General features: G+C 68.6%; 26 protein-coding genes. 11 read left to right on the top strand and 15 right to left on the bottom strand.

Going from position 1 to position 24,252, the window contains the following annotated elements:
• From VDQ18_RS13755 to argH, 4 genes are all read right to left on the bottom strand, one after another.
• Window positions 1-1,790 (bottom strand): DUF4175 domain-containing protein (locus VDQ18_RS13755; protein WP_323021500.1); only part of this gene is annotated, 1,790 nt, incomplete at its 3' end.
• Window positions 1,791-1,802: 12 nt separating this feature from the next.
• A complete protein-coding gene (lysA, locus tag VDQ18_RS13750) occupies window positions 1,803-3,068 on the bottom strand; it encodes a diaminopimelate decarboxylase (RefSeq protein ID WP_323021499.1) in 1,266 nt (421 codons plus the stop codon).
• A gap of 38 nt (window positions 3,069-3,106) precedes the next feature.
• Window positions 3,107-3,409, bottom strand: coding sequence for a DUF2834 domain-containing protein (locus VDQ18_RS13745; protein ID WP_323021498.1), 303 nt, complete (start codon window positions 3,407-3,409; stop codon window positions 3,107-3,109).
• Between the two features lie 106 nt (window positions 3,410-3,515).
• Entirely contained in the window at window positions 3,516-4,904 is a 1,389-nt protein-coding gene (argH, locus tag VDQ18_RS13740) for an argininosuccinate lyase (RefSeq protein ID WP_323021497.1), read from the bottom strand.
• 131 nt (window positions 4,905-5,035) lie between these two features.
• Here argH and VDQ18_RS13735 point away from each other — a divergent pair, with 131 nt between their 5' ends.
• The 4 genes from VDQ18_RS13735 (at window position 5,036) to VDQ18_RS13720 (ending at window position 9,145) form a co-directional block, all read left to right on the top strand.
• Window positions 5,036-5,869: an EAL domain-containing protein gene (locus VDQ18_RS13735; RefSeq protein WP_323021496.1), complete on the top strand. Its 834-nt coding sequence runs from the start codon at window positions 5,036-5,038 to the stop codon at window positions 5,867-5,869.
• 183 nt (window positions 5,870-6,052) lie between these two features.
• Window positions 6,053-7,225: an acetyl-CoA C-acetyltransferase gene (locus VDQ18_RS13730; protein WP_323021495.1), complete on the top strand. Its 1,173-nt coding sequence runs from the start codon at window positions 6,053-6,055 to the stop codon at window positions 7,223-7,225.
• Between the two features lie 105 nt (window positions 7,226-7,330).
• Window positions 7,331-8,053, top strand: coding sequence for an acetoacetyl-CoA reductase (phbB, locus tag VDQ18_RS13725; protein ID WP_323021494.1), 723 nt, complete (start codon window positions 7,331-7,333; stop codon window positions 8,051-8,053).
• 210 nt (window positions 8,054-8,263) lie between these two features.
• Entirely contained in the window at window positions 8,264-9,145 is an 882-nt protein-coding gene (locus tag VDQ18_RS13720) for a DMT family transporter (RefSeq protein WP_323021493.1), read from the top strand.
• Here the strand turns inward: VDQ18_RS13720 and VDQ18_RS13715 are convergent.
• The 3 genes from VDQ18_RS13715 to VDQ18_RS13705 all read right to left on the bottom strand — a co-directional run bounded on the left by VDQ18_RS13715 (window position 9,123) and on the right by VDQ18_RS13705 (window position 10,359).
• A complete protein-coding gene (locus VDQ18_RS13715; protein WP_107750031.1) occupies window positions 9,123-9,290 on the bottom strand; it encodes a YdcH family protein in 168 nt (55 codons plus the stop codon). The two genes, VDQ18_RS13720 and VDQ18_RS13715, sit on opposite strands and share 23 nt — an antisense overlap.
• A 108-nt stretch (window positions 9,291-9,398) precedes the next feature.
• Window positions 9,399-10,166, bottom strand: a complete 768-nt coding sequence (locus VDQ18_RS13710; protein WP_416235108.1) for a tRNA1(Val) (adenine(37)-N6)-methyltransferase — start codon at window positions 10,164-10,166, stop codon at window positions 9,399-9,401.
• Window positions 10,156-10,359: a DUF2007 domain-containing protein gene (locus VDQ18_RS13705; RefSeq protein ID WP_107750029.1), complete on the bottom strand. Its 204-nt coding sequence runs from the start codon at window positions 10,357-10,359 to the stop codon at window positions 10,156-10,158. The genes VDQ18_RS13710 and VDQ18_RS13705 overlap by 11 nt, the downstream gene beginning before the upstream one ends.
• A 52-nt stretch (window positions 10,360-10,411) precedes the next feature.
• Here VDQ18_RS13705 and VDQ18_RS13700 point away from each other — a divergent pair, with 52 nt between their 5' ends.
• The gene (locus tag VDQ18_RS13700; RefSeq protein ID WP_323021491.1) at window positions 10,412-11,407 is read left to right on the top strand and encodes a polyprenyl synthetase family protein; all 996 of its coding nucleotides are present in this window, start codon (window positions 10,412-10,414) and stop codon (window positions 11,405-11,407) included.
• Between the two features lie 9 nt (window positions 11,408-11,416).
• Here the strand turns inward: VDQ18_RS13700 and VDQ18_RS13695 are convergent, their stop codons facing one another.
• From VDQ18_RS13695 to soxR, 4 genes are all read right to left on the bottom strand, one after another.
• Window positions 11,417-12,262 carry a 4-(cytidine 5'-diphospho)-2-C-methyl-D-erythritol kinase gene (locus tag VDQ18_RS13695; protein WP_323021490.1) on the bottom strand — a complete coding sequence of 282 codons (846 nt, stop codon included), beginning with the start codon at window positions 12,260-12,262 and terminating at the stop codon, window positions 11,417-11,419.
• On the bottom strand, window positions 12,262-13,977 hold the full coding sequence (locus VDQ18_RS13690; RefSeq protein WP_323021489.1) for a tetratricopeptide repeat protein: 1,716 nt from the start codon (window positions 13,975-13,977) through the stop codon (window positions 12,262-12,264). The genes VDQ18_RS13695 and VDQ18_RS13690 overlap by 1 nt, the downstream gene beginning before the upstream one ends.
• A 118-nt stretch (window positions 13,978-14,095) precedes the next feature.
• Window positions 14,096-15,751 carry an electron transfer flavoprotein-ubiquinone oxidoreductase gene (locus VDQ18_RS13685; RefSeq protein ID WP_323021488.1) on the bottom strand — a complete coding sequence of 552 codons (1,656 nt, stop codon included), beginning with the start codon at window positions 15,749-15,751 and terminating at the stop codon, window positions 14,096-14,098.
• A gap of 122 nt (window positions 15,752-15,873) precedes the next feature.
• Entirely contained in the window at window positions 15,874-16,326 is a 453-nt protein-coding gene (soxR, locus tag VDQ18_RS13680) for a redox-sensitive transcriptional activator SoxR (protein ID WP_323021487.1), read from the bottom strand.
• 76 nt (window positions 16,327-16,402) lie between these two features.
• Here soxR and VDQ18_RS13675 point away from each other — a divergent pair, with 76 nt between their 5' ends.
• The 5 genes from VDQ18_RS13675 to VDQ18_RS13655 all read left to right on the top strand — a co-directional run bounded on the left by VDQ18_RS13675 (window position 16,403) and on the right by VDQ18_RS13655 (window position 19,432).
• Window positions 16,403-16,786 carry a VOC family protein gene (locus VDQ18_RS13675; RefSeq protein WP_323021486.1) on the top strand — a complete coding sequence of 128 codons (384 nt, stop codon included), beginning with the start codon at window positions 16,403-16,405 and terminating at the stop codon, window positions 16,784-16,786.
• 131 nt (window positions 16,787-16,917) lie between these two features.
• Window positions 16,918-17,388 carry a transcription elongation factor GreA gene (gene greA / locus VDQ18_RS13670; protein WP_107750022.1) on the top strand — a complete coding sequence of 157 codons (471 nt, stop codon included), beginning with the start codon at window positions 16,918-16,920 and terminating at the stop codon, window positions 17,386-17,388.
• Between the two features lie 14 nt (window positions 17,389-17,402).
• On the top strand, window positions 17,403-18,371 hold the full coding sequence (locus tag VDQ18_RS13665; protein ID WP_323021485.1) for a hypothetical protein: 969 nt from the start codon (window positions 17,403-17,405) through the stop codon (window positions 18,369-18,371).
• Between the two features lie 3 nt (window positions 18,372-18,374).
• Window positions 18,375-19,103: an AzlC family ABC transporter permease gene (locus tag VDQ18_RS13660; RefSeq protein WP_323021484.1), complete on the top strand. Its 729-nt coding sequence runs from the start codon at window positions 18,375-18,377 to the stop codon at window positions 19,101-19,103.
• Window positions 19,100-19,432, top strand: coding sequence for an AzlD domain-containing protein (locus VDQ18_RS13655; protein ID WP_323021483.1), 333 nt, complete (start codon window positions 19,100-19,102; stop codon window positions 19,430-19,432). The genes VDQ18_RS13660 and VDQ18_RS13655 overlap by 4 nt, the downstream gene beginning before the upstream one ends.
• A gap of 56 nt (window positions 19,433-19,488) precedes the next feature.
• Here the strand turns inward: VDQ18_RS13655 and VDQ18_RS13650 are convergent, their stop codons facing one another.
• The 4 genes from VDQ18_RS13650 to VDQ18_RS13635 form a co-directional block, all read right to left on the bottom strand.
• On the bottom strand, window positions 19,489-20,088 hold the full coding sequence (locus VDQ18_RS13650; RefSeq protein WP_323021482.1) for a hypothetical protein: 600 nt from the start codon (window positions 20,086-20,088) through the stop codon (window positions 19,489-19,491).
• A 73-nt stretch (window positions 20,089-20,161) separates the two neighbouring features.
• Window positions 20,162-20,296 (bottom strand): aa3-type cytochrome c oxidase subunit IV, encoded by a 135-nt coding sequence (locus VDQ18_RS13645; protein ID WP_107750017.1) that lies wholly within the window; start codon window positions 20,294-20,296, stop codon window positions 20,162-20,164.
• A 125-nt stretch (window positions 20,297-20,421) separates the two neighbouring features.
• On the bottom strand, window positions 20,422-21,486 hold the full coding sequence (locus VDQ18_RS13640) for an MBL fold metallo-hydrolase (RefSeq protein ID WP_323021481.1): 1,065 nt from the start codon (window positions 21,484-21,486) through the stop codon (window positions 20,422-20,424).
• Window positions 21,483-23,192, bottom strand: a complete 1,710-nt coding sequence (locus VDQ18_RS13635) for an acyl-CoA dehydrogenase (RefSeq protein WP_323021480.1) — start codon at window positions 23,190-23,192, stop codon at window positions 21,483-21,485. The genes VDQ18_RS13640 and VDQ18_RS13635 overlap by 4 nt, the downstream gene beginning before the upstream one ends.
• A gap of 118 nt (window positions 23,193-23,310) precedes the next feature.
• Between VDQ18_RS13635 and VDQ18_RS13630 the strand changes: the two genes are divergently transcribed.
• Entirely contained in the window at window positions 23,311-24,252 is a 942-nt protein-coding gene (locus tag VDQ18_RS13630; protein ID WP_323021479.1) for an L-threonylcarbamoyladenylate synthase, read from the top strand.

Here is a 24,252-nt window from a genome sequence, read left to right as displayed (position 1 = left end):
AGGAGCGCGTTCAGCTGCGCCATCATCTCGGCCGCGTCCTCCATCCGGCCCTCTTCCATGGCCTGCTGGATCGCGTCCATCATCTCCTGGATCTGGCTCTGGCTGACGCGCTCGCCCTCCTGCCGCTCTCCCTGATCGCGCTGGTCGGCCTGCGGGTCCTCGGCATCGGGGGCCTGTTCGGCCAGCATCGCCATGTAGTCGCGGGTCGCCTCGCGCAGCTCGTCCATCAGGTCCTGGATCTCGGACGGATCCGCCCCGCGCTCCATCGCCTCGGCCAGCCGGTCGCGGGCGCGTTGCAGGCGGTCGCGGGCATTGGCCAGCTCGCCCTCCTCCATCAACAGCGCCAGATCCCAGAGCCGCTGCGCCAGCTCGTCGCGCGCTTCGGGCGTGAAGGTCCCGGCGTCGAGCCGCGTCTCGATGAAATTGACCGCGCCGCGGATCAGCACCGGCGCGTTCTCGTAATGGAAAGCGCCCTCCGAGCGATGCAGCATCGCCCGCATCAGCATCGCCGCGCGCCGACCATTCACCGCGTTCCACAGCACGTCGCGCCGGAGTTCGATCAGCGCCTTGGCCGCGGGTTCGAAGAACCGCCGCCCGGGCAGGATCGCCGCCTCGGCCGGGCTTTCGCCCGCCTGCCCCGCCGCATCGACCGCGCGCAGGACCACCTGCACCGGCAGATTGGCCCAGGGGTGTTGCGAGAGGTCCTCGCGCAGGGTCTCGGTCAGCGACACGCGGTCGCCCGACATCGGCATCGGCAGCGCCAACAGCAGCGGCGCGCGCGCCTCGGGATCGACCGCCAGCCCATAGCGGCGGTCGATGGCCTCCAGATCGAGGGTGATCACCGCCTCGCCGCGCAACACGCCGTAATCGTCGCTGGCGGTGAAGGGCAGTTCGGCCACCCCGCCCCGGGCGCGTTCCATCGGGCCCATCGGCAGGATCTCGGGCACCATGTCGGCGGCCACGGCGACCTCCCAGCGGCGGCCGTTCGGGCCGTCGATGGCGATCTCACCGCTGCGGCGGGCGTCGAATTCCAGCGCCTGCCCGGTCTCGTCGGCCTGCACGCCATCGGCGAGCGATTGCTCCAGCGTCAGCGCGCCGGGCGGGCCGTAGAAGCGCAACACGACGCGGCTGCCCTGCGGCACCTCGAAGCTCTCGCGCTCGATTTCATTGAGGTAGAGGCCCGGCCGCCCGGTATAGGCGGGGGGCACGATCCAGCCCTCCCAGCTGGGGCCGATGGCAGCCCCGGCGGCGCCCGGCATGCCCGCGAGCGGGCCCTGCTGGCCCGGCACGGCAAAGAGCACCGCCACGGCCGCCGCGGTCAGCGCGACAAGGCGCAGCGCATAGGGGTCACGGCGGGCAAGCTGCGGATCGGGACGGACCGGACGCGCCTTGGCGGCCTGGGCCTGCATCCGCTGCCGGTGCGCCTGCCAGAGCGCGGCCGAGGCCGGATCCGTCGCGCCCAGCGCCTGCGTATCGGTCAGCGCGGTCAGCGGACGGCCGGTCAGCGTGCGGTCCAGTCGCGCCATCGCCTCGGCCCGCGTGGGCCAGCGGAACCGCCAGAGGCCCAGCCCCAGCGTCACCAGCATCGCCAGCCCGAAGGCCCCCGCGACCCAGAGCGCGGCATCGCCCGGCAGGCGGGTGTGCAGATCGAAAGCCCAGAGCGCGCCCGCGATCAGCGCCAGCGACAGGGGCAGCCACAGCGCCCGCGCGACCCGTTCCGCCACCATCCCCGCGCGTGTGAGCCACAGCGCGCGCGAAGCGGGGGCGAGCGGGTCCTTGGGGTCCGCCATGGAATTCCTCTTCTACAGCCAGGCCGGGATCGTATCGCGGGCGATCATCTCGTCATAGGTCGGGCGGGGGCGGATAACGGCGAAATGATCGCCCGAGACCAGCACCTCGGGCACCAGCGGGCGCGAGTTGTATTCGGACGACATCACCGCCCCGTAGGCCCCGGCCGAGCGGAAGCCGACCAGCTCGCCCGCCTGCACCAGCGGCATGGCGCGCTGCTTGGCGAAGGTGTCGCCCGATTCGCAGATCGGCCCGACCACATCGACCGCCACTTGCGGCTCGCCCGCCGCCGGTTCGACCAGCGGCACGATATCGTGGTGCGAGCCGTACATCGCCGGGCGCACCAGATCGTTCATCGCCGCGTCGATGATCAGGAATTCCCGTTCCTCGGCCTTCTTGCGGTAGATGACCTGCGAGACCAGCATCCCGGCGTTACCGGAAATCAGGCGGCCCGGCTCGATCTCGATCTCGCAGCCCAGATCGCCGAGCACCCGCTTGACCATGGCGCCGTATTCCACCGGCAGGGGCGGCGCCTCGTTGCCGCGGGTATAGGGGATGCCGAGGCCGCCGCCGAGGTCCAGACGCTCGATCGTGTGGCCGTCGGCGCGCAGCTCCTCCACGAGGCCACGCATCTTGGTATAGGCGGCCTCGAAGGGGGCAAGGTCGGTCAGCTGACTGCCGATATGCATGTCGACGCCGATCACCTTGATCCCGGGCAGCGCGGCGGCGCGGGCATAGATCTCCCGCGCGCGGGAGATCGGCACGCCGAACTTGTCCTCCTTGCGGCCGGTCGAAATTTTCTCATGCGTCTTGGCATCGACGTCGGGGTTGACCCTGAGCGTGATCGGCGCCTCCAGCCCCATCGCGGAGGCGACCGCGCTCAGCGCTTCCAGTTCGGGTTCCGACTCGACGTTGAACTGGCGGATCCCGCCCTCCAGCGCCATCCGCATCTCGGCCGGCGTCTTGCCGACGCCGGAGAAGACGATCCGCTCGCCCGGCACACCCGCCGCCTTGGCCCTCAGGTACTCGCCGATGGAGACCACATCCATCCCGGCGCCGAGGTCCCCCAGCAGCTTCAGGACGGCGACGTTCGAGTTCGACTTGACCGCGAAGCACACGAGCGAGGGCAGCGGTTCCAGCGCTTCCTTGAACAGCAGGAAGTGGCGGCTCAGCGTCGCGGCGGAATAGCAATAAAACGGCGTGCCCACCGCGGCGGCAATGTCGGACATTGCCACATCTTCGGCGTGCAGATGCCCGTTACGATAGAGAAAATGGTCCACGAAGGCCCCCGGAATGCGCGCGCGGCGCTGTCAGAAAGTCAATCCTGCCTGCGCAGGTACAGATACAGCGGCAAGCCGCAGCTCACGCCGATACAAAAGGTCGCCGGGATCGCCCAGAGGCCCCGCCAGTGCCGCGTCCGGGCCCCCTCGACGACGATCCAGAGCGTCAGCACCACGGCCGAAATCGTCAGGTCCCAGACCAGACCCGAGGTCGCGGCATTGGCGTGCCAGGCCTCGACCAGACCGGTGAGGGTAAATCCGTGCTCGCCGAACCAGTCCAGGAACCACGACATCGGATGCACCGCGCCCCAGAGCGCGAGCAGCAGCCAGACCGGCCTCACGATCCTTCGGCCCAGAACGCCCGCAGGTCCATGCCACCCGGGGCCGAGGGCGGATCCCCTGCCCCGCAGGCCGTCAAGGCCAGCAATGCCGCCCAGAGAAGGTGTTTCATGCCAGCGCCTCCTTCCAGCGCGCGACCTGCGCCTCGACATTCGAGGGGGCCGTCCCGCCATAGGAAACCCGGGAACGCACCGAATTGTCGACCCCCAGCACCGAATAGACTTCCTGGGTGATGCCCGGATGCCCCGTCTGCATCTCGGCCAGCGTCAGATCCGGCAGGTCGCAGCCCTTCTTCTCGGCCAGCGCCACCAGCGAGCCGGTGACGTGATGCGCATCGCGGAACGGCAGGTTCAGGCTGCGCACCAGCCAATCGGCCAGATCCGTCGCGGTGGAAAAGCCCGAGGAGGCCGCGGCCTCCAGAACCTCGCGGTTGGCGTTCATGTCCTTGACCATGCCCTCCATCGCGGCGAGGCCCAGCATCAGGTTGTCGGCGGCGTCGAAGACCTGTTCCTTGTCCTCCTGCATGTCCTTGGAATAGGTCAGCGGCAGGCCCTTCATCACCATGAAGAGCGCGACCGTCGCGCCCATGATCCGCCCGATCTTGGCGCGCAGCAGTTCGGCCGCATCGGGGTTCTTCTTCTGCGGCATGATGCTGGAGCCGGTGGTGAAGCTGTCCGACAGCCGCACGAAGCGGAACTGGGCCGAGGACCAGATCACCAGTTCCTCGGCGAAACGGCTCAGGTGCATGGCGCAAATGGACGCGGCCGACAGGAATTCCAGCGCGAAATCGCGGTCCGAGGTGCTGTCGAGCGAGTTCGCCGTCGGCCGGTCGAAACCCAGCGCTGCGGCGGTCATGTGCCGGTCGATCGGGAACGAGGTCCCGGCCAGCGCCGCCGCGCCCAGCGGGCATTCGTTCATCCGTTTGCGGGCGTCCTGAAAGCGCGACTTGTCGCGGGCCAGCATCTCGACATAGGCCAGCATGTGGTGGCCCCAGGTGACGGGCTGCGCGGTCTGCAGATGGGTGAAGCCGGGCATGACCCAGGCGGCCCCGGCCTCGGCCTGCTTCAGGAAGGCGCGCATCAGACTGTCGATCCCGGCAATCGCCGCGTCGCATTGGTCGCGCACCCAGAGGCGGAAATCGACAGCCACCTGATCATTGCGCGAGCGCGCGGTGTGCAGCCGCCCGGCCGGTTCGCCGATGATCTCCTTCAGGCGCGATTCCACATTCATATGAATGTCTTCCAGCGCGGTCTTGAACTGGAAATTCCCCGCCTCGATCTCGTCCTTGACCTGCTGGAGGCCCGCGTCGATGGCGGCGTGATCGGCCTCGGTGATGATGCCGGTCGCGGCCAGCATCGCCGCATGGGCGCGCGATCCGGCGATGTCCTGCGCGTAAAGGCGTTTGTCGAAGCCGATCGAGGCGTTGATCGCCTCCATGATCGCATCCACCCCACCGGCGAACCGGCCGCCCCACATGCTGTTCGCGTTCTCGCTCATCCTGGCCCCCTGTCGCCTTGCGGCGCCGGTATACGCCCGGCCTCCCCGGCGTGCAATCAGCGCTGCGATTCACCGGGCGTTAACGAATTTCGCGTCTAAGTAGAAAAAACCCGCATTGAGGGAGTAGCAGAATGTCCATGCCCCAGAATACCGCCCTGCCCGAAGACGGCTACGACAGCCCGCTTTCCGTGGCCGACCGGATGCGCCAGCAGGAAACGATCGACATGGTGCGCCGGGCGCTCGACGAGAAACGCGCGATGCTGGCCTATCAGCCGGTGGTGCAGGCCCGCATGACCAACCGCGCCGCCTTTTACGAGGCCTATATCCGCATCCTCGACGACAAGGGCCGGGTGATCCCCGCCCGCGACTTCATGGGCGCGGTGGAAACCCATGAGATCGGCCGCCGCATCGACTGCCTGGCGCTGGAACTGGGCCTCGCCGCGCTGGCGAAGGAACATTCGATCCGCCTGAGCGTCAACATGTCGGCGCGTTCCATCGGCTACCCGCAATGGCTGGCGACGCTGGAACGCGGTCTCCGGGCCGATCCGACCATCGCCGAACGCCTGATCCTGGAGATCACCGAAGGCTCGGCCATGCTGATGCCCGATCTGGTGACGGTCTTCATGGCCGATATGCAGTCGCGCGGCATCTGCTTTGCGCTCGACGATTTCGGCGCGGGCTATACCGCCTTCCGCTATCTGAAGGATTTCTATTTCGACATCATCAAGATCGACGGCCAGTTCATCCGCGGCATCGCCCATGACCCGGACAATCAGGTGCTGGCCGCGGCGCTGGTCTCCATCGCCCGGCATTTCGACATGTTCACCGTCGCCGAATCGGTCGAGAACGAGGAAGACGCGCGCTACCTCATCGACATCGGCTTCGACTGCCTGCAGGGCTATTTCTACGGCATCCCCTCGACCGAGGCGCCGTGGTTGACCTCGCGTCTGAGCAAGCTGGCCTGACCGGGCGGGCGGGTCGTGTGCCGGGGGCGCTACCGGCCGCGATACCGGCGGCGCTAACGCCGCGAATTAGGGCAGAACGCCTGCCTTTTCCGCACTGCGGCATTGATTTGAGGGGGCGCCGGGCATAAACCTACGCGCAGTCTCGCGGCCCGGGCGGTCGCGTCAAACGCGAAGGGAGCCTCCATGACCAACGTCGTTATCGTCTCTGCCGGCCGAACCGCAGTCGGTTCGTTCAACGGCAGCTTCGCCAATACGCCCGCCCATGAACTGGGCGCGGCGGTCATCGAAGCGGTCGTTGCCCGCGCCGGGATCGACAAGGCGGAAGTGTCGGAAACCATCCTCGGCCAGGTGCTGACCGCGGGCCAGGGCCAGAACCCGGCGCGTCAGGCGGCGATCCTCGCCGGTCTGCCGCAGGAAGCCTCGGCCTGGGGCATCAACCAGGTCTGCGGCTCGGGCCTGCGGGCCGTGGCGCTGGGTGCCCAGCACGTCCAGCTCGGCGACGCGAACATCGTCATCGCCGGCGGTCAGGAGAACATGTCGCTCAGCCCCCATGTCGCGCATCTGCGCGCGGGCACCAAGATGGGCGACATGAAGTTCATCGATTCGATGATCAAGGACGGTCTGTGGGACGCCTTCAACGGCTACCACATGGGCCAGACGGCCGAGAATGTCGCGCAGAAGTGGCAGATCAGCCGCGAGATGCAGGACGAATTCGCCGTCGCCAGCCAGAACAAGGCCGAGGCCGCGCAGAAGGCCGGGAAATTCGCCGACGAGGTGATCCCCTTCACCATCAAGACCCGCAAGGGCGACATCGTCGTCGACGCCGATGAATACATCCGCCACGGCGCCACCATCGAGGCCATGCAGAAGCTGAAGCCCGCCTTCACCAAGGACGGCTCGGTCACCGCCGCCAACGCCTCGGGCATCAACGACGGCGCTGCCGCGGTCATGCTGATGTCGGAAGCCGAAGCCGCCCGCCGCGGCCTGACGCCGCTGGCGCGCATCGCCTCCTACGCGACCGCCGGCCTCGACCCGGCGATCATGGGCGTGGGCCCGATCTTCGCCTCGCGCAAGGCGCTGGAGAAAGCCGGCTGGAATGCCGCCGACCTCGACCTCGTGGAAGCCAACGAAGCCTTCGCCGCCCAGGCCTGCGCGGTCAACAAGGACATGGGCTGGAACCCCGAGGTGGTGAACGTGAACGGCGGCGCCATCGCCATCGGCCACCCGATCGGCGCATCGGGCGCGCGGATCCTCAACACGCTGATCTTCGAGATGCAGCGCCGCGGCGCCAAGAAGGGCCTGGCCACGCTGTGCATCGGCGGCGGCATGGGCGTTGCCATGTGCATCGAGCGCTAAGGCGCCTGAATCTCGCAAGGAATTGCCAGGGGCGGGCGCAACTTTGTTGCGCCTGCCCTTTCATTTCGATAATAGAATTACAACGCCAATACCCAGGAGGAAAATATGGGACGGGTTGCACTGGTTACGGGTGGGTCGCGCGGTATCGGCGCTGCGATTTCGGTCGCATTGAAGAACGCGGGCTACACCGTCGCCGCCAATTACGCCGGCAATGACGAGGCGGCGGCCAAGTTCACCGCCGAGACCGGCATCAAGACCTACAAGTGGAACGTCGCCGATTACGACGCCTCGAAAGCCGGTATCGCCCAGGTCGAGGCCGATCTGGGCCCGGTCGACGTGGTGATCGCCAATGCCGGCATCACCCGCGACGCGCCCTTCCACAAGATGACCCCCGATCAGTGGAAGCAGGTCATCGACACCAACCTCACCGGCGTCTTCAACACCGTCCATCCGGTCTGGCCCGGCATGCGCGAGCGCAAGTTCGGCCGCGTGGTGGTGATCAGTTCGATCAACGGGCAGAAGGGCCAGTTCGGCCAGGTGAACTATGCCGCGACCAAGGCGGGCGATCTGGGGATCGTCAAGTCGCTGGCCCAGGAAGGCGCGCGCTTCGGCATCACCGCCAACGCGGTCTGCCCGGGCTATATCGCCACGGAAATGGTGATGGCGGTGCCGGAGAAGGTGCGCGAATCGATCATCGCCGGGATCCCGGCGGGCCGACTGGGCGAGCCCGAGGAAATCGCCCGCTGCGTGGCCTTCCTGGTCTCGGATGACGCGGGCTTCGTCAACGGCTCGACCATCAGCGCCAACGGCGCGCAATTCTTCGTCTGATCCCTTCGGGGCGGGACGACAGGGCGGGGCCTCGGCCCCGCCCTTTTCGTTTCAATGCGAGAGGCCGGTGCAGCGGCCCCATGCCGTGGAAGGTCCGGTTCCCGCGCGACACTCGGCAGAGGAAGACCGGCACTCATCGGCTTGTCCTTTCCCAAAGGGTACGCTTTTCTGTCGTGCCGGGCTGGGTCCCGGTTCAAGCGGGACGGGACGATGGCACGGCGCAAGGCAACCTTGGTGGGATTCTCGGCGGTGGCGCTCTGGTCGCTGCTGGCGCTGTTCACGGTGGCCACCGCGCCGGTGCCGCCCTTCCTGCTGACCGCGCTGACCTTCGCCATCGGCGGCGGCGTCGGGCTGGTCTGGATCGTCGTGAACGGCAGCCTCGACAAGCTGCGCGCCGTGCCGCTCTCGGCCTATGCCTTCGGCACGGCGGGGCTTTTCGGCTATCACTTCCTCTATTTCACCGCCCTGCGGCTGGCCCCGGCGGCCGAGGCCGGGCTGATCTGCTACCTCTGGCCGCTCTTCATCGTGCTTTTCTCGGGCCTTCTGCCGGGCGAGACGCTGCGCCCGGGCCATATCGCCGGGGCGCTCCTGGCCTTTGCCGGGGCGGCGCTGATCGTCGCGGGCGGGATCGGCGCGGTCTCGGGCGCGATGGCGGGCTATGCGGTGGCTTTCGTGGCGGCGCTGACCTGGGCGGGCTATTCTCTGGGCTCGCGCAGGCTGGCCGATGTCCCGACCGAGGCGGTCGCGGTCACCTGCCTCGCCACTGCCCTGCTGTCGACGCTCGCGCATTGGGGGCTGGAGACGACCGTTTGGCCGGAAAGCGCCTGGGGGTGGCTCGCCATTCTGGCGCTGGGGCTCGGCCCGGTGGGGCTGGCCTTCTACACCTGGGATGTCGGGGTCAAGGGCGGGGACATCCAGCTCTTGGGAACGGCGTCCTATGCGGCGCCGCTCCTGTCCACGCTGGCTCTGGTGCTGGCTGGTATGGCGCCGGCCAGCCTGTCGCTGGCCCTGGCAGCCCTGGTCATCACCGGCGGCGCGGCCCTCGCCGCGCGCGCCGGGTCGTCACGCGTCACTCAGCCGCAAGGCGAGTGATCTGCTCTTTCAGGCGGAGCTTCTGCTTCTTCATCTCGGCGATGGCCAGGTCGTCTTTGCCCGGCGCGCGCTGGGCCACTTCAACCTGGTCCGACAGGGCCTGATGGCGGCGGCGCAGTTCTTGAAGATGCGAAGTCAACGACATTGGTATCCTCCTGTTTCGGGTATCCGAGACATCAGTGCACCACAGTTTCATCTGTTTGTCACATGAAACCCGAAGTTGTTTTGCGGCAATTTGACCGGACCGGCGGGTTCAGGCCGAAACCGCGGAATCGCCCCAGTCGAGCGCCTGCGCGTGGCGCAGGATCGCCTGCGCGCCGGGGGTGAAATCGTCGCCATCCGCCCGGTGCGCGGGGCCTTCGTGCATGACCAGCGGCGCCAGCAGACGGAAGGGCGCGCGGCCGCCCTTGCGGGCCTGGACCAGCACGCGACCGGCCGCCCGGCCCTCGCGCGCGGCGATCGGCCGCACCGTGGCCGAGGCCCGGCCGCCCAGCGCCGCCAGGATCTCGGGCAGACGCTCGGCCAGATGGATAAGCGTCAGGAATCCGCCGCTTTTCGCCCGCCTGAGGCCAGTCCCCACCCATTCGGCCAGCGGCGTCTCCTCGCGCAGGGCCGCGTCGCGGCCCGCGTCGCGAGCGGGGGGCGAGCCTGGGCGGTAATAGGGCGGGTTGGCCATGACATGGTCGAAGCCTTCCCGCAGCTCGGGCGGCAGCGCCACAAGATCGGCCTCGGTCACCTGCAGATCGACGCCGTTCTCCGCACCATTGCGCCGGGCGAGCGCTGCGTATTCCGCCTGCCGTTCGACGCCGCGCAGGCTCAGCCCCGGCACCCTGAGGCCCAGCGCCAGCAGCGCCACCCCCGCGCCGCAGCCCAGTTCCAGCACCCGCTGCCCCGGCCGTGCCGGAACCGCGGCGGCCAGCAGCAGGGGGTCGGTCGCCGCGCGGTAGCCGTCCTTCGGCTGCCAGGCGCTCAGGCGGCCGTCCAGAAACACGTCCCGCGTGAGTAAGGGCTCAGCCATCAACCTGAACGCCATTGTCGCGCAGGATGGCCTTGGCCATAAACAGATTTTCGTCCCGCACCAGCAGCCGTTGCGGCACAATGGCCAGCGCGCTCATATGGACGTCCACCGCAAAGGCCTCTATACCTTCGGCCGCGAGCAGGGCCGTTGCGAAGGGGATCACCGTTGGATCGGTCGTGCGCAGCAGTTCTTTCATCCGGTCACTAAACGGCAAGGCCCCGGACTTGTCAAAGCAAGGCAGGCAGCCGATGAGCGTCACCCATATCAGTCCGTTGGAAGCCCTGTCGCAGGTGCTGGCCGAGGACATGGGCCGCGTGAATGCGCTGATCCGCGAGCGCATGGCCTCCGAGAACGCGCCCCGCATCCCCGAGGTCACCGCCCATCTGATCGAGGCGGGCGGCAAGCGCATCCGGCCGATGATGACGCTGGCCGCGGCGCGGCTCTGCGGCTATGCGGGCGATGCGCATGTGAAGCTGGCGGCGACGGTCGAATTCATCCACACCGCCACGCTGCTGCATGACGATGTGGTCGATGAAAGTGCCCAGCGTCGGGGCCGTCCGACGGCGAACCTGCTGTGGGACAACAAATCCTCGGTCCTGGTGGGCGATTACCTCTTTGCCCGCGCCTTCCAGCTGATGGTCGAGCCCGGCAACCTGCGGGCACTCACCATCCTGTCGAACGCCGCCGCGGTGATTGCCGAGGGCGAGGTGCTGCAGCTGACCGCGGCGCAGAACATCGCCACTTCCGAGGACACCTATATGAAGGTGATCCGCGGCAAGACGGCGGCGCTGTTCTCGGCCGCGACGCAGGTCGGCCCGGTGGTGGCCGGTGCGCCGGAGGCGCAGGTGCAGGCGCTTTACGATTACGGCGACGCGCTGGGGATCTGCTTCCAGATCGTCGACGATTTCCTCGATTACGGCGGGGCGGGCGACGGGCTGGGCAAGAACCTGGGCGACGATTTCCGCGAGCGGAAGCTGACCCTGCCGGTGATCCGCGCGATTGCCGCCGCCAATGCCGAGGAACGCGCCTTCTGGGAGCGGACCATCGGCCGGGGCGAGCAGCACGACGCGGATCTGGCCCAGGCCATGGCGCTGATGGCGCGGCACGGCACGCTGGCCAGCACCCGGCAGACGGCGCTCGACTGGGCCGCACGGGCCCGGCAGGCGCTGGAGCCGCTGCCCGATCACCCGCTGAAGGCGATGCTGGCGGATCTGGCCGATTTCGTGGTCGAACGGGTCAACTGATCCGCGACGTTAGCGGGCCGAAGGCAGGCTGCGCGTCGCCAGCACGAAGCGCCCCGGGGCGGCCAGCGCGCGCGCCGCGTCCTGCAGCGCGCCCTCGGTGGCGAAGATCCCGAAACAGGTGGCGCCCGATCCGGTCATTCGCGCTAGCAGGCAGCCCGGCTGTGCCCTGAGCCCCGCCAGCAGATCGCCGATCCCCGGCATCAGCACCCTTGCCGGCGCTTCCAGATCGTTGCGCATCCCCGCCAGCCATTCGGCCAGCGCCGGGGCGTCGGACCAGCCCGGCAGGACCGCGGGCATTGGCGGATTGTCACGCTGGCCCAGCGCCTTGAAGACGGCGGGCGTGGACAGCCCCTGCCCCGGGTTCACCAGCAAGAGCCAGAGCGCCGGAACCCCCGCGACCGGCGCCACACCCTCGCCCAGTCCGGTCATGCGGCTCGGCGCGGGCGCGGCCATGCAGACCGGCAGGTCGGCGCCCAGCCGCATCAGCCCCGCGGTATCGGGCGGCGGCAAACCCCGCTCCGCCAGCAGCTTCAGTGCCGCCGCCGCGTCCGAGGACCCGCCGCCCATGCCCGAGGCGACCGGCAGGCGTTTTTCCAGCGTGAAGGCGGCGCGGGTTGCGCCCACGGCCCGGGCGGCGCGCAGGACCAGATTGTCAGGCTCGACCGCCAGCGCGGGCGCCGCGGGGCCGGTCAGGTCCAGGGACAGGCCCGGTCCGTCGGCCAGGGTCAGCCCGTCGCCCGCCTCGGTAAAGACCACCAGCGAATCGAGCAGGTGATAGCCATCGGCCCGCTGGCCGGTGACGTGCAGGGTCAGGTTGAGCTTGGCGGGGGCGACGGCCCGGACCCTGCCGGGCATCAGTTTGCCGGGTGCAGCGGCGGCTCGCCCGCCTCGGCCCGCACGGCGTCGAGCCCGACCTCGATCTTGCGGCGCAGACGCTCTTCATCGAGATCCTCGGCCGGGGCGAAGGACAGCGCCCGGCGCCACTGGAAATGCGCCTCACGGTGACGGCCCACGGCCCAATAGACATCGCCCAGATGGTCGTTGAGCACGGCGTCGGTCGGCTCCATCTCGACCGCGCGCTCCATATGCGCCACGGCCTCGGTATAGCGGCCGAGGCGGTAGAGCGCCCAGGCGAGGCTGTCGAGGATATAGCCGCTGTCGGGATCGCCCGCCACGGCGCGCTGGATCATCTCCATCGCCTCGTCCTGCTTCTCGCCGCGTTCGATCAGCGAATAGCCAAGGTAGTTCAGCACCGTCGGCTGATCGGGCTCGATGGCCAGCGCGGCGCGGAAATCGGCCTCGGCCGGCTCCCATTGATCGGCCCGCGACAGGGCCACCGCGCGCGAGAACCAGAGCTGCCATTCCGGTTCCAGCCCGGCCTCGGTCAGCAGATCCATGGCCCTCGTATAGGCGGCGGCGGCCTCGACGAACTGATTGTCGCGGCGCAGGAAATCGCCCAGCACGCTTTGTGCGGCATAGCTTTGCGGATTGGCCTCGGCCATGGCCTGCAGATCGGCGATCGCCTCGTCGCGCCGGTCCAGCGTCTCCAGCACCTGCGCCCGGCCCATCCGCGCGGCATTGCCGAAAACGTTGTCGGCCGGGATCGCCTCATAGGCGGCGGCGGCCATCTGCGGCTGGTCCATCTCCTCGAAGATCTGGCCGATCAGCAGCTGCGACTCGGTCAGCGCCGGATTCACCCAGACCGAGGCCTGCGCATAGATCAGCGCTTCCAGCGGGTTGCGGCCGGTGACCATGGCGTTGGCCATGACCGAGAACACCTCGCCCATGCCTTCGCCGGGCGAGGCGATGACGTCGAAGGGCAGCGCCCGCCCTTCCGCATAGGCGGCGCGCATGCGGTCGATGGCGGGATCGGCGCCCGGGGCGAAGACCGTGTCGATCAGCGCCAGCGCGTCGTCGTAGCGCTCGCTCAGCGCCAGAAGCTGGGCATAGGCGATATAGCCGCGCCGGTTCAGCGCGGTCGACACCCCGGCCGCGTCATCCTCGATCACCGCCACGGCGCCTTCGACATCGCCGACGGTCGCCAGCATCAGCGCCCGGCAATATTCGGCGAAAGCCTGCATCCCCTCGACCCCGGCCACGGTGTCGAGCGTCGCCAGCGCGTCGGACATGCGCCCGGCGCCCAGTTGCGCCCAGGCGCGGGCCAGCCCCTCGATCAGGGGATGGATCGACGCCCCGCTGTCGCTGATCGCCAGCGCGGCGGCGTAATCGCCCTCGTGAAAGGCCTTGGCCAGAAGCAGCAGCGCCGCCGCCCGGTTGGTCGGGTCCAGCGCCGCCAGATCGCCCGCGGTCTGCGACGCCAGATCGAATTCGCCCACGGAAAAGGCGCTGACCGCCAGACTTTCCAGCGTGCCCAGATTGGACGGATCGGCCTGTTGCAGCCGTTGCAGATAGGGCAGCGAGGCGGCGAAATCGTTCATCACCCCGGCCTCGCGCGCGGCGAGGAAGGCGCCTGCCGTCCCCTCGGCCCGCCCCGCCTGAGGCGCCAGCGCCAGGGCCGGGATCAGCAGCAGGGCCAGAGAGGCCGGGCGAAATCGGGGGGAAAGAGGCAAGGGGGAACTCCCGCGTCGGTCAGGGATGCGTTGCCCAAGGTGTAGCGGTCCGGCCCGCCAAGGGCAATGCGCGCGTCCCCCCGTCAGGGACGCGCGCCATCACGCAACCGCGAGAGTGTCACATATTCGGGTAGTTCGGCCCGTCTCCGCCCTGCGGCGTGGTCCAGTTGATGTTCTGGCTGGGGTCTTTGATGTCGCAGGTCTTGCAGTGGACGCAGTTCTGGAAGTTGATCACGAACTCGGGCTTGCCGTCCTTCTCGACCACCTCATAGACTCCGGCCGGGCAATAGCGCTGCGCGGGCTCGGCGTATTTCGGCAGGTTCACCCCGATCGGGATCGAGGGATCCTTGAGCTTGAGGTGGGCGGGCTGGCTTTCCTCGTGGTTGGTGAACGAGAAGCTGACGTTGGTCAGCCGGTCGAAGGACAGCACGCCATCGGGCTTGGGATAGTCGATCGGCTTGAAATCCTTGGCCTCGCCGGTGGCCTTGGCGTCGGATTTGCCATGCCGGAGCGTCCCGAACAGCGAGAAACCCAGCGTGTTGGTCCACATGTCGAGCCCGCCGAAGGCCAAGGACGGCGCGAGGCCCCATTTCGACCACATCGGTTTGACGTTGCGGACCTTCTTCAGGTCCTTGCCGATCACGCCGCCGCGGACGTTTTCCTCATAGATCGTGAGCTCATCGCCCTCGCGCCCCGACTGGATCGCCGCATAGGCGGCTTCGGCGGCTTCGATGCCCGAATGCATGGCGTTGTGGTTGCCCTTGATCCGCGGCACGTTCACCAGCCCCGCCGAGCAGCCCAGCAGCACCGCGCCCGGCATGGTCATCTTGGGGATCGACTGCCAGCCGCCCTCGGAAATCGCCCGCGCGCCGTAAGCCACGCGCTTGCCGCCCTTCAGCAGCTCGGCGACCATCGGGTGGTGCTTGAAGTGCTGGAATTCCATGTAGGGATAGAGGTAGGGGTTCGCGTAGTTCAGGTGCACGACGAAGCCGATCAGCACCTGATTATTCTCGAAATGATAGATGAACGAGCCGCCACCCGCTTTCGAGCCCAGCGGCCAGCCCATCGTGTGGGTGACGGTGCCCTCGCGGTGCTTTTCCGGGTCGATCTCCCAGATCTCTTTCATGCCGAGGCCGAATTTCTGCGGGCAATGGCCCTTCGACAGCTCGTATTTCTCGATCAGCTGCTTGGCCAGCGAGCCGCGCACGCCCTCGGCGATGAAGACGTATTTGCCGTGCAGCTCCATCCCCGGCTCGTAATTCGGGCCCATCGAGCCATCGGCCTCGCGCCCGAATTCGCCCGCGACGACGCCCTTCACCCGGTCGCCGTCATAGACCAGCGCGCTGGCGGCCATGCCCGGGAAGATCTCGACGCCCAGCGCCTCGGCCTGTTCGGCCATCCAGCGGGTCACGTTACCCATCGAGACGATGTAATTGCCGTGGTTGTTCATCAGGGGCGGCATCGGCCAGTTCGGCACGCGGATCTTGCCCGCCTCGCCCAGCAGATAGAAATTGTCATGCGTGACCGGCACGTTCAGGGGCGCGCCCTTTTCCTTCCAGTCGGGCATCAGCCGGGTAAGCCCCGAGGGGTCCAGCACCGCGCCCGAGAGGATATGCGCGCCGACTTCCGAGCCCTTCTCCAGCACCACGACATTGAGGTCGGCGTCGAGCTGCTTGAGCCGGATCGCCGCCGACAGACCGGCAGGGCCTGCGCCGACGATGACGACATCGTATTCCATCGACTCGCGTTCGATCCCGGTTTCGACTTCGGACATGGGGGCTCCTCGCTGGCTGACGTCGTGCGCAACATTGTTACGGTTCGCTATGCTGCGGCATACCCTTTGAAACCGGGCGGGGTCAATTGCTACGGAACGTCAGAACGCCTTGCCCGCGCGTCTCAGCCCGGCCGGTCGCCCATCAGATAGCGCGGCCCCGCGCCCCGCTCCCCTGCCCTGTCGCCGGGGTTGTAGAGCGCGCATTTCGGCAGGCTCAGGCAACCGCAGCCGATGCAGCCGTCCAGATCGTCCCTGAGCCGGGTCAGGGTGGCGATGCGCTGGTCCAGCCGGTCGCGGAACTGCAGGCTGATGCGGCGCCAGTCGGCGGGGCTGGGGTTGCGCCCCTCGGGCAGGTCGGCCAGCAGCACCCGGATCTCGGCCAGCGAGACGCCGAATTGCTGGGCGATGAGGATGAAGCTCAACCGCCGGATCGCCGCGCGGGGAAAGCGCCGCTGGTTGCCCGCGTTGCGCTCGGCGGTGATCAGCCCCTGCGCCTCGTAATAGCGGATGGCCGAGACGGCGAGGCCGGTGCGCTCGGCCAGGGCGCCGATGGAAAGGCCGCGTTCCGGTGGCATGGCTTCCTCCCTTGACCTAAAGTTAGGTTTAGGAATTACACAAGCGGCCTGCAACCCGAATCATGAGGAGATCATCATGCAGGCCGCGCTGGAACACACCAATCTCACCGTCACCGACCCCGCGGCCACCGCCCGCTGGATGGAACAGGTCTTCGGCTGGCACATCCGCTGGCAGGGCTCGGCGATCCACGGCGGGCGCTCGATCCATGTCGGCGGCGACAACAGCTACCTGGCGCTCTACCGCCCCTCGGAGGCGCCCCGCCCGGCCGCTGCCCGCAGCTATGACACGATCGGCGGGCTGAACCATCTGGCGGTGACCGTCGCCGACCTCGACGCGACCGAGGCGAAGGTGCGCGAAGCCGGGTTCCAGACCCACAGCCACGCCGATTACGAACCCGGCCGGCGGTTCTATTTCCACGATGCCGATGGCGTCGAATACGAGGTGGTCAGCTACGCCTGACCCTTCGGGCAAGCCCCGCTCATCGCCCACCCGCGGGGCTTGCATTTCGTCGCCGCCTGCTATCAGGTAGGGGCCTGAACCCTGATTGCCCCGGCCCCGGCCGCGGGCGTTTTCTTTTCGTGTGAGACCCGATGGAAAAGATCCCCATGACCCGCCGCGGCTTCGATGCCCTGGATGCGGAACTGCGCGAGCTCAAGTCAGTCGAGCGGCCGGCGGTGATCCGTGCCATTGCCGAGGCCCGCGAACATGGCGACCTGTCCGAGAATGCCGAGTACCATGCCGCCCGCGAGAAGCAGAGCTTCATCGAGGGCCGGATCAAGGAAGTCGAGGGCCTGATCGGCCGGGCCGAGGTCATCGACCCGTCGAAACTCTCGGGTGCCATCAAGTTCGGCGCGACGATCACCATCGTCGATGAGGACACCGACGAGCAGCGGACCTATCAGATCGTCGGCGAGGCCGAGGCGGATATCGAGAACAACCTCCTCAACATCAAGTCGCCCCTGGCGCGCGCCCTGATCGGCAAGGAGCCCGGCGATTCGGTCGAGGTGCGCACCCCAGGCGGCGAGCGCAGCTACGAGGTTCTCTCGGTCGAATATCGCTGAGAGGCGGCGCGTCGATGCCCGACGAGCCAGCCCCCCGCCGCCGCCCGCGCCTCTCGCCCGAGTTGCTGGCCTTCCTGCTGTCGTTGGCCTGGCTGGTGGCGCTGGTCGCCGCCTTCCGGGTCCTGGGACAGCAGGGCATGCGGATCTCGGATACGCTGGGGCTGGTCGTGGTGGCGCTGGCGGTCTTCCTGCCGGTGGCGCTGATCTGGATGGCGGTGCTGGTGCTGCGCGCGGCCCGCGACATGCGCGACGAATCGCTGCGGCTTCAGGCCAGCGTCGAGGGTATGCGCCGCGGCTGGATCCGTGAGCAGCAGGCGGCGGGGCTGGCGCTGAAGCCGACGGTCGAGGAAAAGCTCGACGAGATCGCGGCCTCGCAGAAGGCGGCCGAGGAGCGGATGGCCATGTTCCACACCCGCCGCGCGCCGACCCGCCCCGCCACGGACGAAGAACCGGCGCCGCAGGACGGCACCCAGCCGGTTCTGGCGCTGGAAAACCCCTCGCCCGCGCCCGAACCCCTGCCCCCCGCCGATTTCATCCGCGCCCTCAACTTCCCCGAGACCGAGGCCGACGAGGAAGGCTTTGCCGCGCTGCGCCGGGCGCTCGGCGACCACGGCACCGCCATTCTGGTCCGCGCCGCGCAGGACGTGCTGACGACGCTGGCGCAGGAGGGCATCTACATGGACGACCTGCGCCCCGACCGCGCCCGGCCCGAGGTCTGGCGCGCCTTCGCGCTCGGTGCCCGCGGGTCCGAGGTGGCGGCGCTGGGCGGCATCCGCGACCGCTCGTGTCTGGCGCTGACCTATGCCAGGATGCGCTCGGACCCCGGGTTCCGCGAGGCCGCGCACCGCTTCCTGCGCGCCTTCGACCGCCGTTTCACCGTGTTCGAGGCCTCGGCCTCGGACGGCGAGATCGCGCAATTCGCCGAGACCCGCTCGGCGCGGGCCTTCATGCTGCTGGGCCGGGTCACCGGCATTTTCGGATAAGCCATGAGCACTGACATCACTCCCTCGAGCGCCTTCTGGCAAGGCGTGCGCAACGGCGGGCCGTTCATCCTGATTGTCGCCCCCTTCGGTCTGGTCTTCGGCGTCGTCGCCGGCGAGGCCGGGCTCGACGTCTGGCAGACCATGGCCTTTTCGGTCGCGGTGATCGCCGGGGCGGCGCAGCTGACCGCGCTGCAGCTGATGACCGATCAGGCGCCGACCATCATCGTCATCATCACCGCGCTGGCCGTGAACACGCGCATGGCGATGTATTCGGCCTCGCTGACGCCGCATCTGGGCGGTGCCTCGGTCTGGCAGCGGGCGGCGGTGGCCTATCTCATGGTCGATCAGGCCTATGCGGTGTCGATCCTGCGTTATGAGCAGGGACCGCCGCTGAGCCCCCGCGCCAAGCTCGCCTTCTATTTCGGCGTGGTGTTCCTGATCTGCCCGACCTGGTATCTGGGCACGCTGATGGGGGCGCTGGTCGGCAGCCAGATCCCCGATTGGGTGCCGATCGGCGCCGCCGTGCCCATCGCCTTCATCGCGCTCATTGGCCCGATGCTGCGGACGCTGGCCCATGTCGCGGCGGCCTTTGTCTCGGTGGTGGTGGCGCTGGGGCTGGCCTTCCTGCCTTATAGCCTGGGCCTGCTGGTCGCGGCGCTGGCCGCCATGGTCACCGGCGCCCTGGTCGAGGTCTGGACCGAGAAGAACCGCCCGGTGGGAGGCGCGTCATGACCCTGGATCAGACGACGATCTGGATCGTCATCGTGGCGCTGGCCATCGGCACCTTCACCCTGCGCTTCTCGTTCCTGGGGCTGGTCGGGCGCCGCCCGCTGCCGCCCTGGGCGCTCAGGCTCCTGCGCTACACGCCGGTGGCGGTGATCCCCGGGCTGATGGCGCCGCAGATCTTCCTGCCGCTCGAAGGGCAATCCGGCCCCGATCCGGTGCGGCTGGCGGCCGTGGTGGTGACGCTGGCGGTGGGTGTCTGGACCAAGAATGCCATCTGGGCGATGCTGGGCGGCGCCGCGACGCTGGCGATCCTGACCCTGACGCTGGGCGCCTGAGGGTCCGGTCCCCTCTTGCACCAAATAAAAAACGGGGCCCGAAGGCCCCGTTTTGCTTATTGCGTGTATTGCTGTCGTTCGGTGGGAAGCGCGTCGGAATAGACCCTTTCCTCCCGCACCCCCGGTATCGTCGCGAATTGCTCGGACAGGCTGTTGGGGTAGAAGGAATCGCGGATCCATTCATAGCCCGGCACCTGATGCAGGATGCTGATGATGGATTTCGCGCAATAGGCGTCGGGCACCGGCCCCTCGACCTCGGCCAGCCGCAGGATGCGCTCGGCCACCTCGGGCGGCACGACCAGCGTCTGCATCAGCACGTGATGGGTGCGGCGGGCGTGGTAATAGGTGTATCGGTAGAGCTGCGTGTCATCGAAGCCGTAATGCACGTCATGGCGTTCCGGCGCCGCCGGATGCGTCCAGGTGCCGGCCGGATCGAACAGCACCCGCTGGCTGGGCGCGTTGATCATCAGCGCCGAATGCTCGCCGCGGCCATTCTCGTTGTTGATGACGTTGAAGAGCACGATCTCGGTCGGCCCCGCCGCCTGATAGCGGGCGGCCATCACCGCTTCGTCCGGGGCCCAGACCGCGGGCTTGGTCGTACAGCCGGCCAGCACGACCAGCGTGACAAGGGCCAGAAGGCGCGTCAGCAGCGACATGTCGGGATGTCCTTTGTCAGGCCGCGCGAAGCGGCATGGCCAGGGCGCCTTGGGCGGCGCCCGCCGGGGTTCCTCAGGAATTGACGAGGCCCATGAAGATCAGGCAGGCGATCGAGAAGGCCGCGACATAGATCGACGCCTTGATGAAGCCGTTGAAGGTTTTTTCCTGCTCGGTGGTGTCCATCGAGCCGTGCTTGTACTCAGCCATGGGGGTCTCCATTCCCGTGTGTTTTCCACTCCATAGCGGATGGCGAAACCCCTGTCACCCCGCCAGCGCGGCCCGGGCCCTGCGCCGCGCCGACCTGACGCTGCGGGGCCACAGCCAACGCCGCCTCAGCCCTCGGCCTGCCAGAGCCAGGCGCCGCGCTCGTCGCGCCAGCGCCGCACCCGCCCCTCGACCAGCAGCCGGTTGAGATGCGCCACCGCCTCGACCAGCGCCATGCCCGCGGCGGGGCCGGTGATCTCGCGCTTGAAGAGCGGCAGGAAGCACTGCGCCGCGGTCTTCGGTTCGCTCAGCCAGCCCTGCAGCCGGTTCAGCGCGCCCTGATGGTTCTCGACCATCTGGCGCAGTCGCAGGGGCAGGCCGGTGAAGGGCAGCTTGTGGCCGGGCAACACCAGATGGCGGTCCTCGGCGAAAGCCGCGAGCCGAGTGCAGCTCTCGATCCAGTCGCCGACCGGATCGGCGCCGGGCTCGGTCGCATAGACGCCGAGATTGGCGCTGATCCCCGGCAGCAGCTGGTCGCCGCCGATCACCAGATCGTCGTCGAGGCTCCAGAAGGTCGCGTGTTCGGGCGCATGGCCATTGCCGCAATGCACGACCCAGCGGCGGCCGCCCATCGTCACCTCATGCCCCTCGCCCACCCGGGTGAAGCCCAGCGGCATCGGGTCGACCACGTCGCAGAAATTGAACGGCCGCTCGGCGATGCGCCGGGCGATCTCGTCTTCCTCAAGCCCCGCGCCACGCCAGAAGGCGATGGTCTCGGGCACCGGCTGGGAATGGGCATCGAGCAGCAGCATCCGCGCGAAAAGCCAGGCGGTGCGGGTCGTGACCAGTTCCGCCCCGTGCTCGGTCTGGAACCAGCCCGCGAGCCCGACATGGTCGGGATGGTGATGGGTGACCACCACCCGGCGCACCGGCCGCCCGCCCAGGGGCCCCGCCAGCAGCGCCTGCCATTCGGCCTTGGCCCGCTTCGAGGAAAAGCCGGTGTCGATGATCGTCCAGCCGTCGCCCTCGTCCAGCGCGAAGACGTTGACATGGTCCAAGGCCATCGGCAGCGGCAGGCGCATCCACAGCACCCCGGGCGCCACCTCGATGGCATCGCCCGGGCCGGGCGGCGCCTCGTGCGGGAAGCGGATACCGGGCTCGGCCGGGCGGGGGGCGGTGGCGGCGGTGCTCATGCGGTCTGCAAATCCTCGATGCTGAGGTCGTAAAGCTGCGCCGCCCCGGCCCTTGCCTGCACCAGAAGCGATTCATGCTCGGGCAGGATGCGGGTGATGAAGACGCGGGCCAGACGGGCACGCGGCCCTTCGGGATCGGCCAGTGCCGCCTTCAGATGGTAATGCGCGCCCAGCACCCGGGCAAAGGCCCGCAGGAAGGCCGTGGCCCCGGCGAAGCGCTCGTTCATCTCCTGCCCGACCAGCCATTCGACCGCCTCGCGCATCGTCTCGGCCGCTTCCCAGACCTTCTCGGCCAGATCGGGCAGCGTGGCGCGGGCGCCTTCGGCGGCATCCTCGACCTCTTGCAGCAGGCGGCTCGCGGCCTCGCCCCCGTCCATCATCTTGCGCGCCACAAGGTCCATGGCCTGAATGCCGTTAGTGCCCTCGTAGATCGGCGTGATGCGGGCATCGCGGAAATACTGGGCCGCGCCCGTTTCCTCGATGAAGCCCATGCCGCCGTGGACCTGCACGCCCATCGAGCTGACCTCGCAGCCGATATCGGTGCCATGCGCCTTGGCGATGGGGGTCAGGAGCGCCGCGCGGGCCTTCCAGCTGTCCTTGCCGGTGGCGCGCCCCATGTCGATGGCGAGCCCGCAATCCAGCGCGATGGCCCGCGCGGCGAAGGTCTCGGCCTTCATCACCGCCAGCATCCGGCGCACGTCGGCGTGGTCGATGATCGCCGTGTCGCCCTGCGGCGTGCGGCCCTGCTTGCGGTCCTGGGCATAGGCCAGCGCGTGCTGATAGGCGGCCTCGGCCACGCCGATGCCCTGGGCGCCGACGCCGAGACGAGCGTTGTTCATCATGGTGAACATCGCCGCCATGCCGCCATTCGGCTTGCCGACCATCCAGCCTTTCGCGCCCTCGAAGGACATGACGCAGGTGGGCGAGCCGTGGATGCCCAGCTTGTGCTCCAAGGAGACGACGCGCAATGAATTGCGCTCGCCCGGCTTGCCCTCGGCGTCGGGGATCAGTTTCGGCACCAGGAACAGGCTGATGCCCTTGGTCCCCGCCACCCCGTCGGGCAGCCGCGCCAGCACCAGATGGCAGACGTTCTCGGCCACGTCATGATCGCCCCAGGTGATGAAGATCTTCTGCCCGGTGATTGCAAAGGTACCGTCGCCATTGTCCTCGGCCTTGGTCCTCAGCGCGCCGACGTCCGACCCGGCCTGCGGCTCGGTCAGGTTCATGGTGCCGGTCCATTCGCCGGAAATCAGCTTCGGCAGATAGAGGTCCTTCAGCGCGTCCGACGCATGATGCTCCAGCGCCTCGATCTGGCCCTGGGACAGCAGCGGGCAAAGCTGCAGCGACAGGTTTGCCCCCGACATCATCTCGTTCATCGCCGTGTTCAGGGTCTGCGGCAGCCCCATCCCGCCATGCTCGGGCGTGGCCGAGATGCCCAGCCAGCCGCCCTCGGCAATCGCCTTGTAGCCGTCCTTGAAGCCGGGCGAGGTGCGCACGACGCCGTTTTCCAGCTTCGCAGGCGTCAGGTCGCCCGCGCGGTTCAGCGGCGCCAGCACCCCCTCGCACAGCCGCCCCAGCTCGCCCAGGATCGCCTCGGTCACATCGGCGCCCGCCTCGGCGAAGGTCTCGGTGGCGGCGAGCCGATCATAACCCAGAACCTTGTCGAGCAGGAACTGGATATCGGCAACAGGCGCGGCGTAGGGCATGGCATCCTCCGGGCTAACACGCGGGCCGGGCGACTTGGCAAGCCCGGTCGCCGGCTGTATTGCCGCAAATGAACCTCGCACGCTACCCACGGAAATCAAGACGCAGCGTCACCGGACCATGGCCGAAACCCGCCTCCTGCCCCCCGATGCGACGGGCCTGCGCGACGCCGCCGGGCTGCTGCGCGACGGCAAGCTCGTCGCCTTCCCGACCGAGACGGTCTACGGGCTGGGGGGTGACGCGCGCGACGATCAGGCGGTGGCGGGGATCTTCGCCGCTAAGGGACGGCCTCGGTTCAACCCCTTGATCGCGCATCTGCCGGACCTCGATCAGGTCGAGCGTTACGCCCGGCTGACGCCCCTGGCCCGGCGGCTGGCGCAGGCCTTCTGGCCGGGACCGCTGACGCTGGTGCTGCCGCTGAGGGGCGGGCTTTCGCCGCTGGTGACGGCGGGGCTGGAGACGGTGGCGATCCGCGTGCCTGCCCATCCGGTGGCGCAGGCGCTGCTCCGGGCCTTCGACGGGCCGCTGGCCGCGCCCTCGGCCAATCCTTCGGGCCGGATCAGCCCGGTCAGCGCAAGGCATGTGCTGGAGGGGCTGGGCGGGCGCATCGCCGCGGTGGTCGATGGCGGCGATTGCGCGGTTGGACTGGAATCGACGATCCTGGATGCGACAGGCGAGGCGCCAATCCTCCTGCGCGCGGGCGGCTTGCCGGTCGAGGCGATCGAGGCGCTGGGGCTGCGGGTTGCGGCGCGCCAGAGCGGCGCGATTACCGCCCCCGGGCAGCTCGCCTCGCATTACGCGCCGCGCGGCCGGGTGCGGCTGGAAGCGACGGCGCCCGAGCCCGGCGAGATCTGGGTCGGCTTCGGCCCCTGCCCCGGCGCTGCCCTCACCCTCAGCGCGACAGGCGACACCACCGAAGCCGCCGCCCGCCTGTTCCACGCCCTGCACGAGGCCGATGCGCTGGCCGGACCCGAGGGACGGATCGCCTTTGCCCCGGTGCCCGAGACGGGTCTGGGGCGCGCCATCAACGACCGGTTGCGCCGCGCCGCGGCGCCACGGTAG

Source organism: Pararhodobacter sp. (assembly GCF_034676075.1).
Classification (GTDB): Bacteria; Pseudomonadota; Alphaproteobacteria; order Rhodobacterales; family Rhodobacteraceae; genus Pararhodobacter.
The sequence above is the reverse complement of the archived record's forward strand: the minus strand, read 5'-3'. Positions and strand labels throughout refer to the sequence as shown.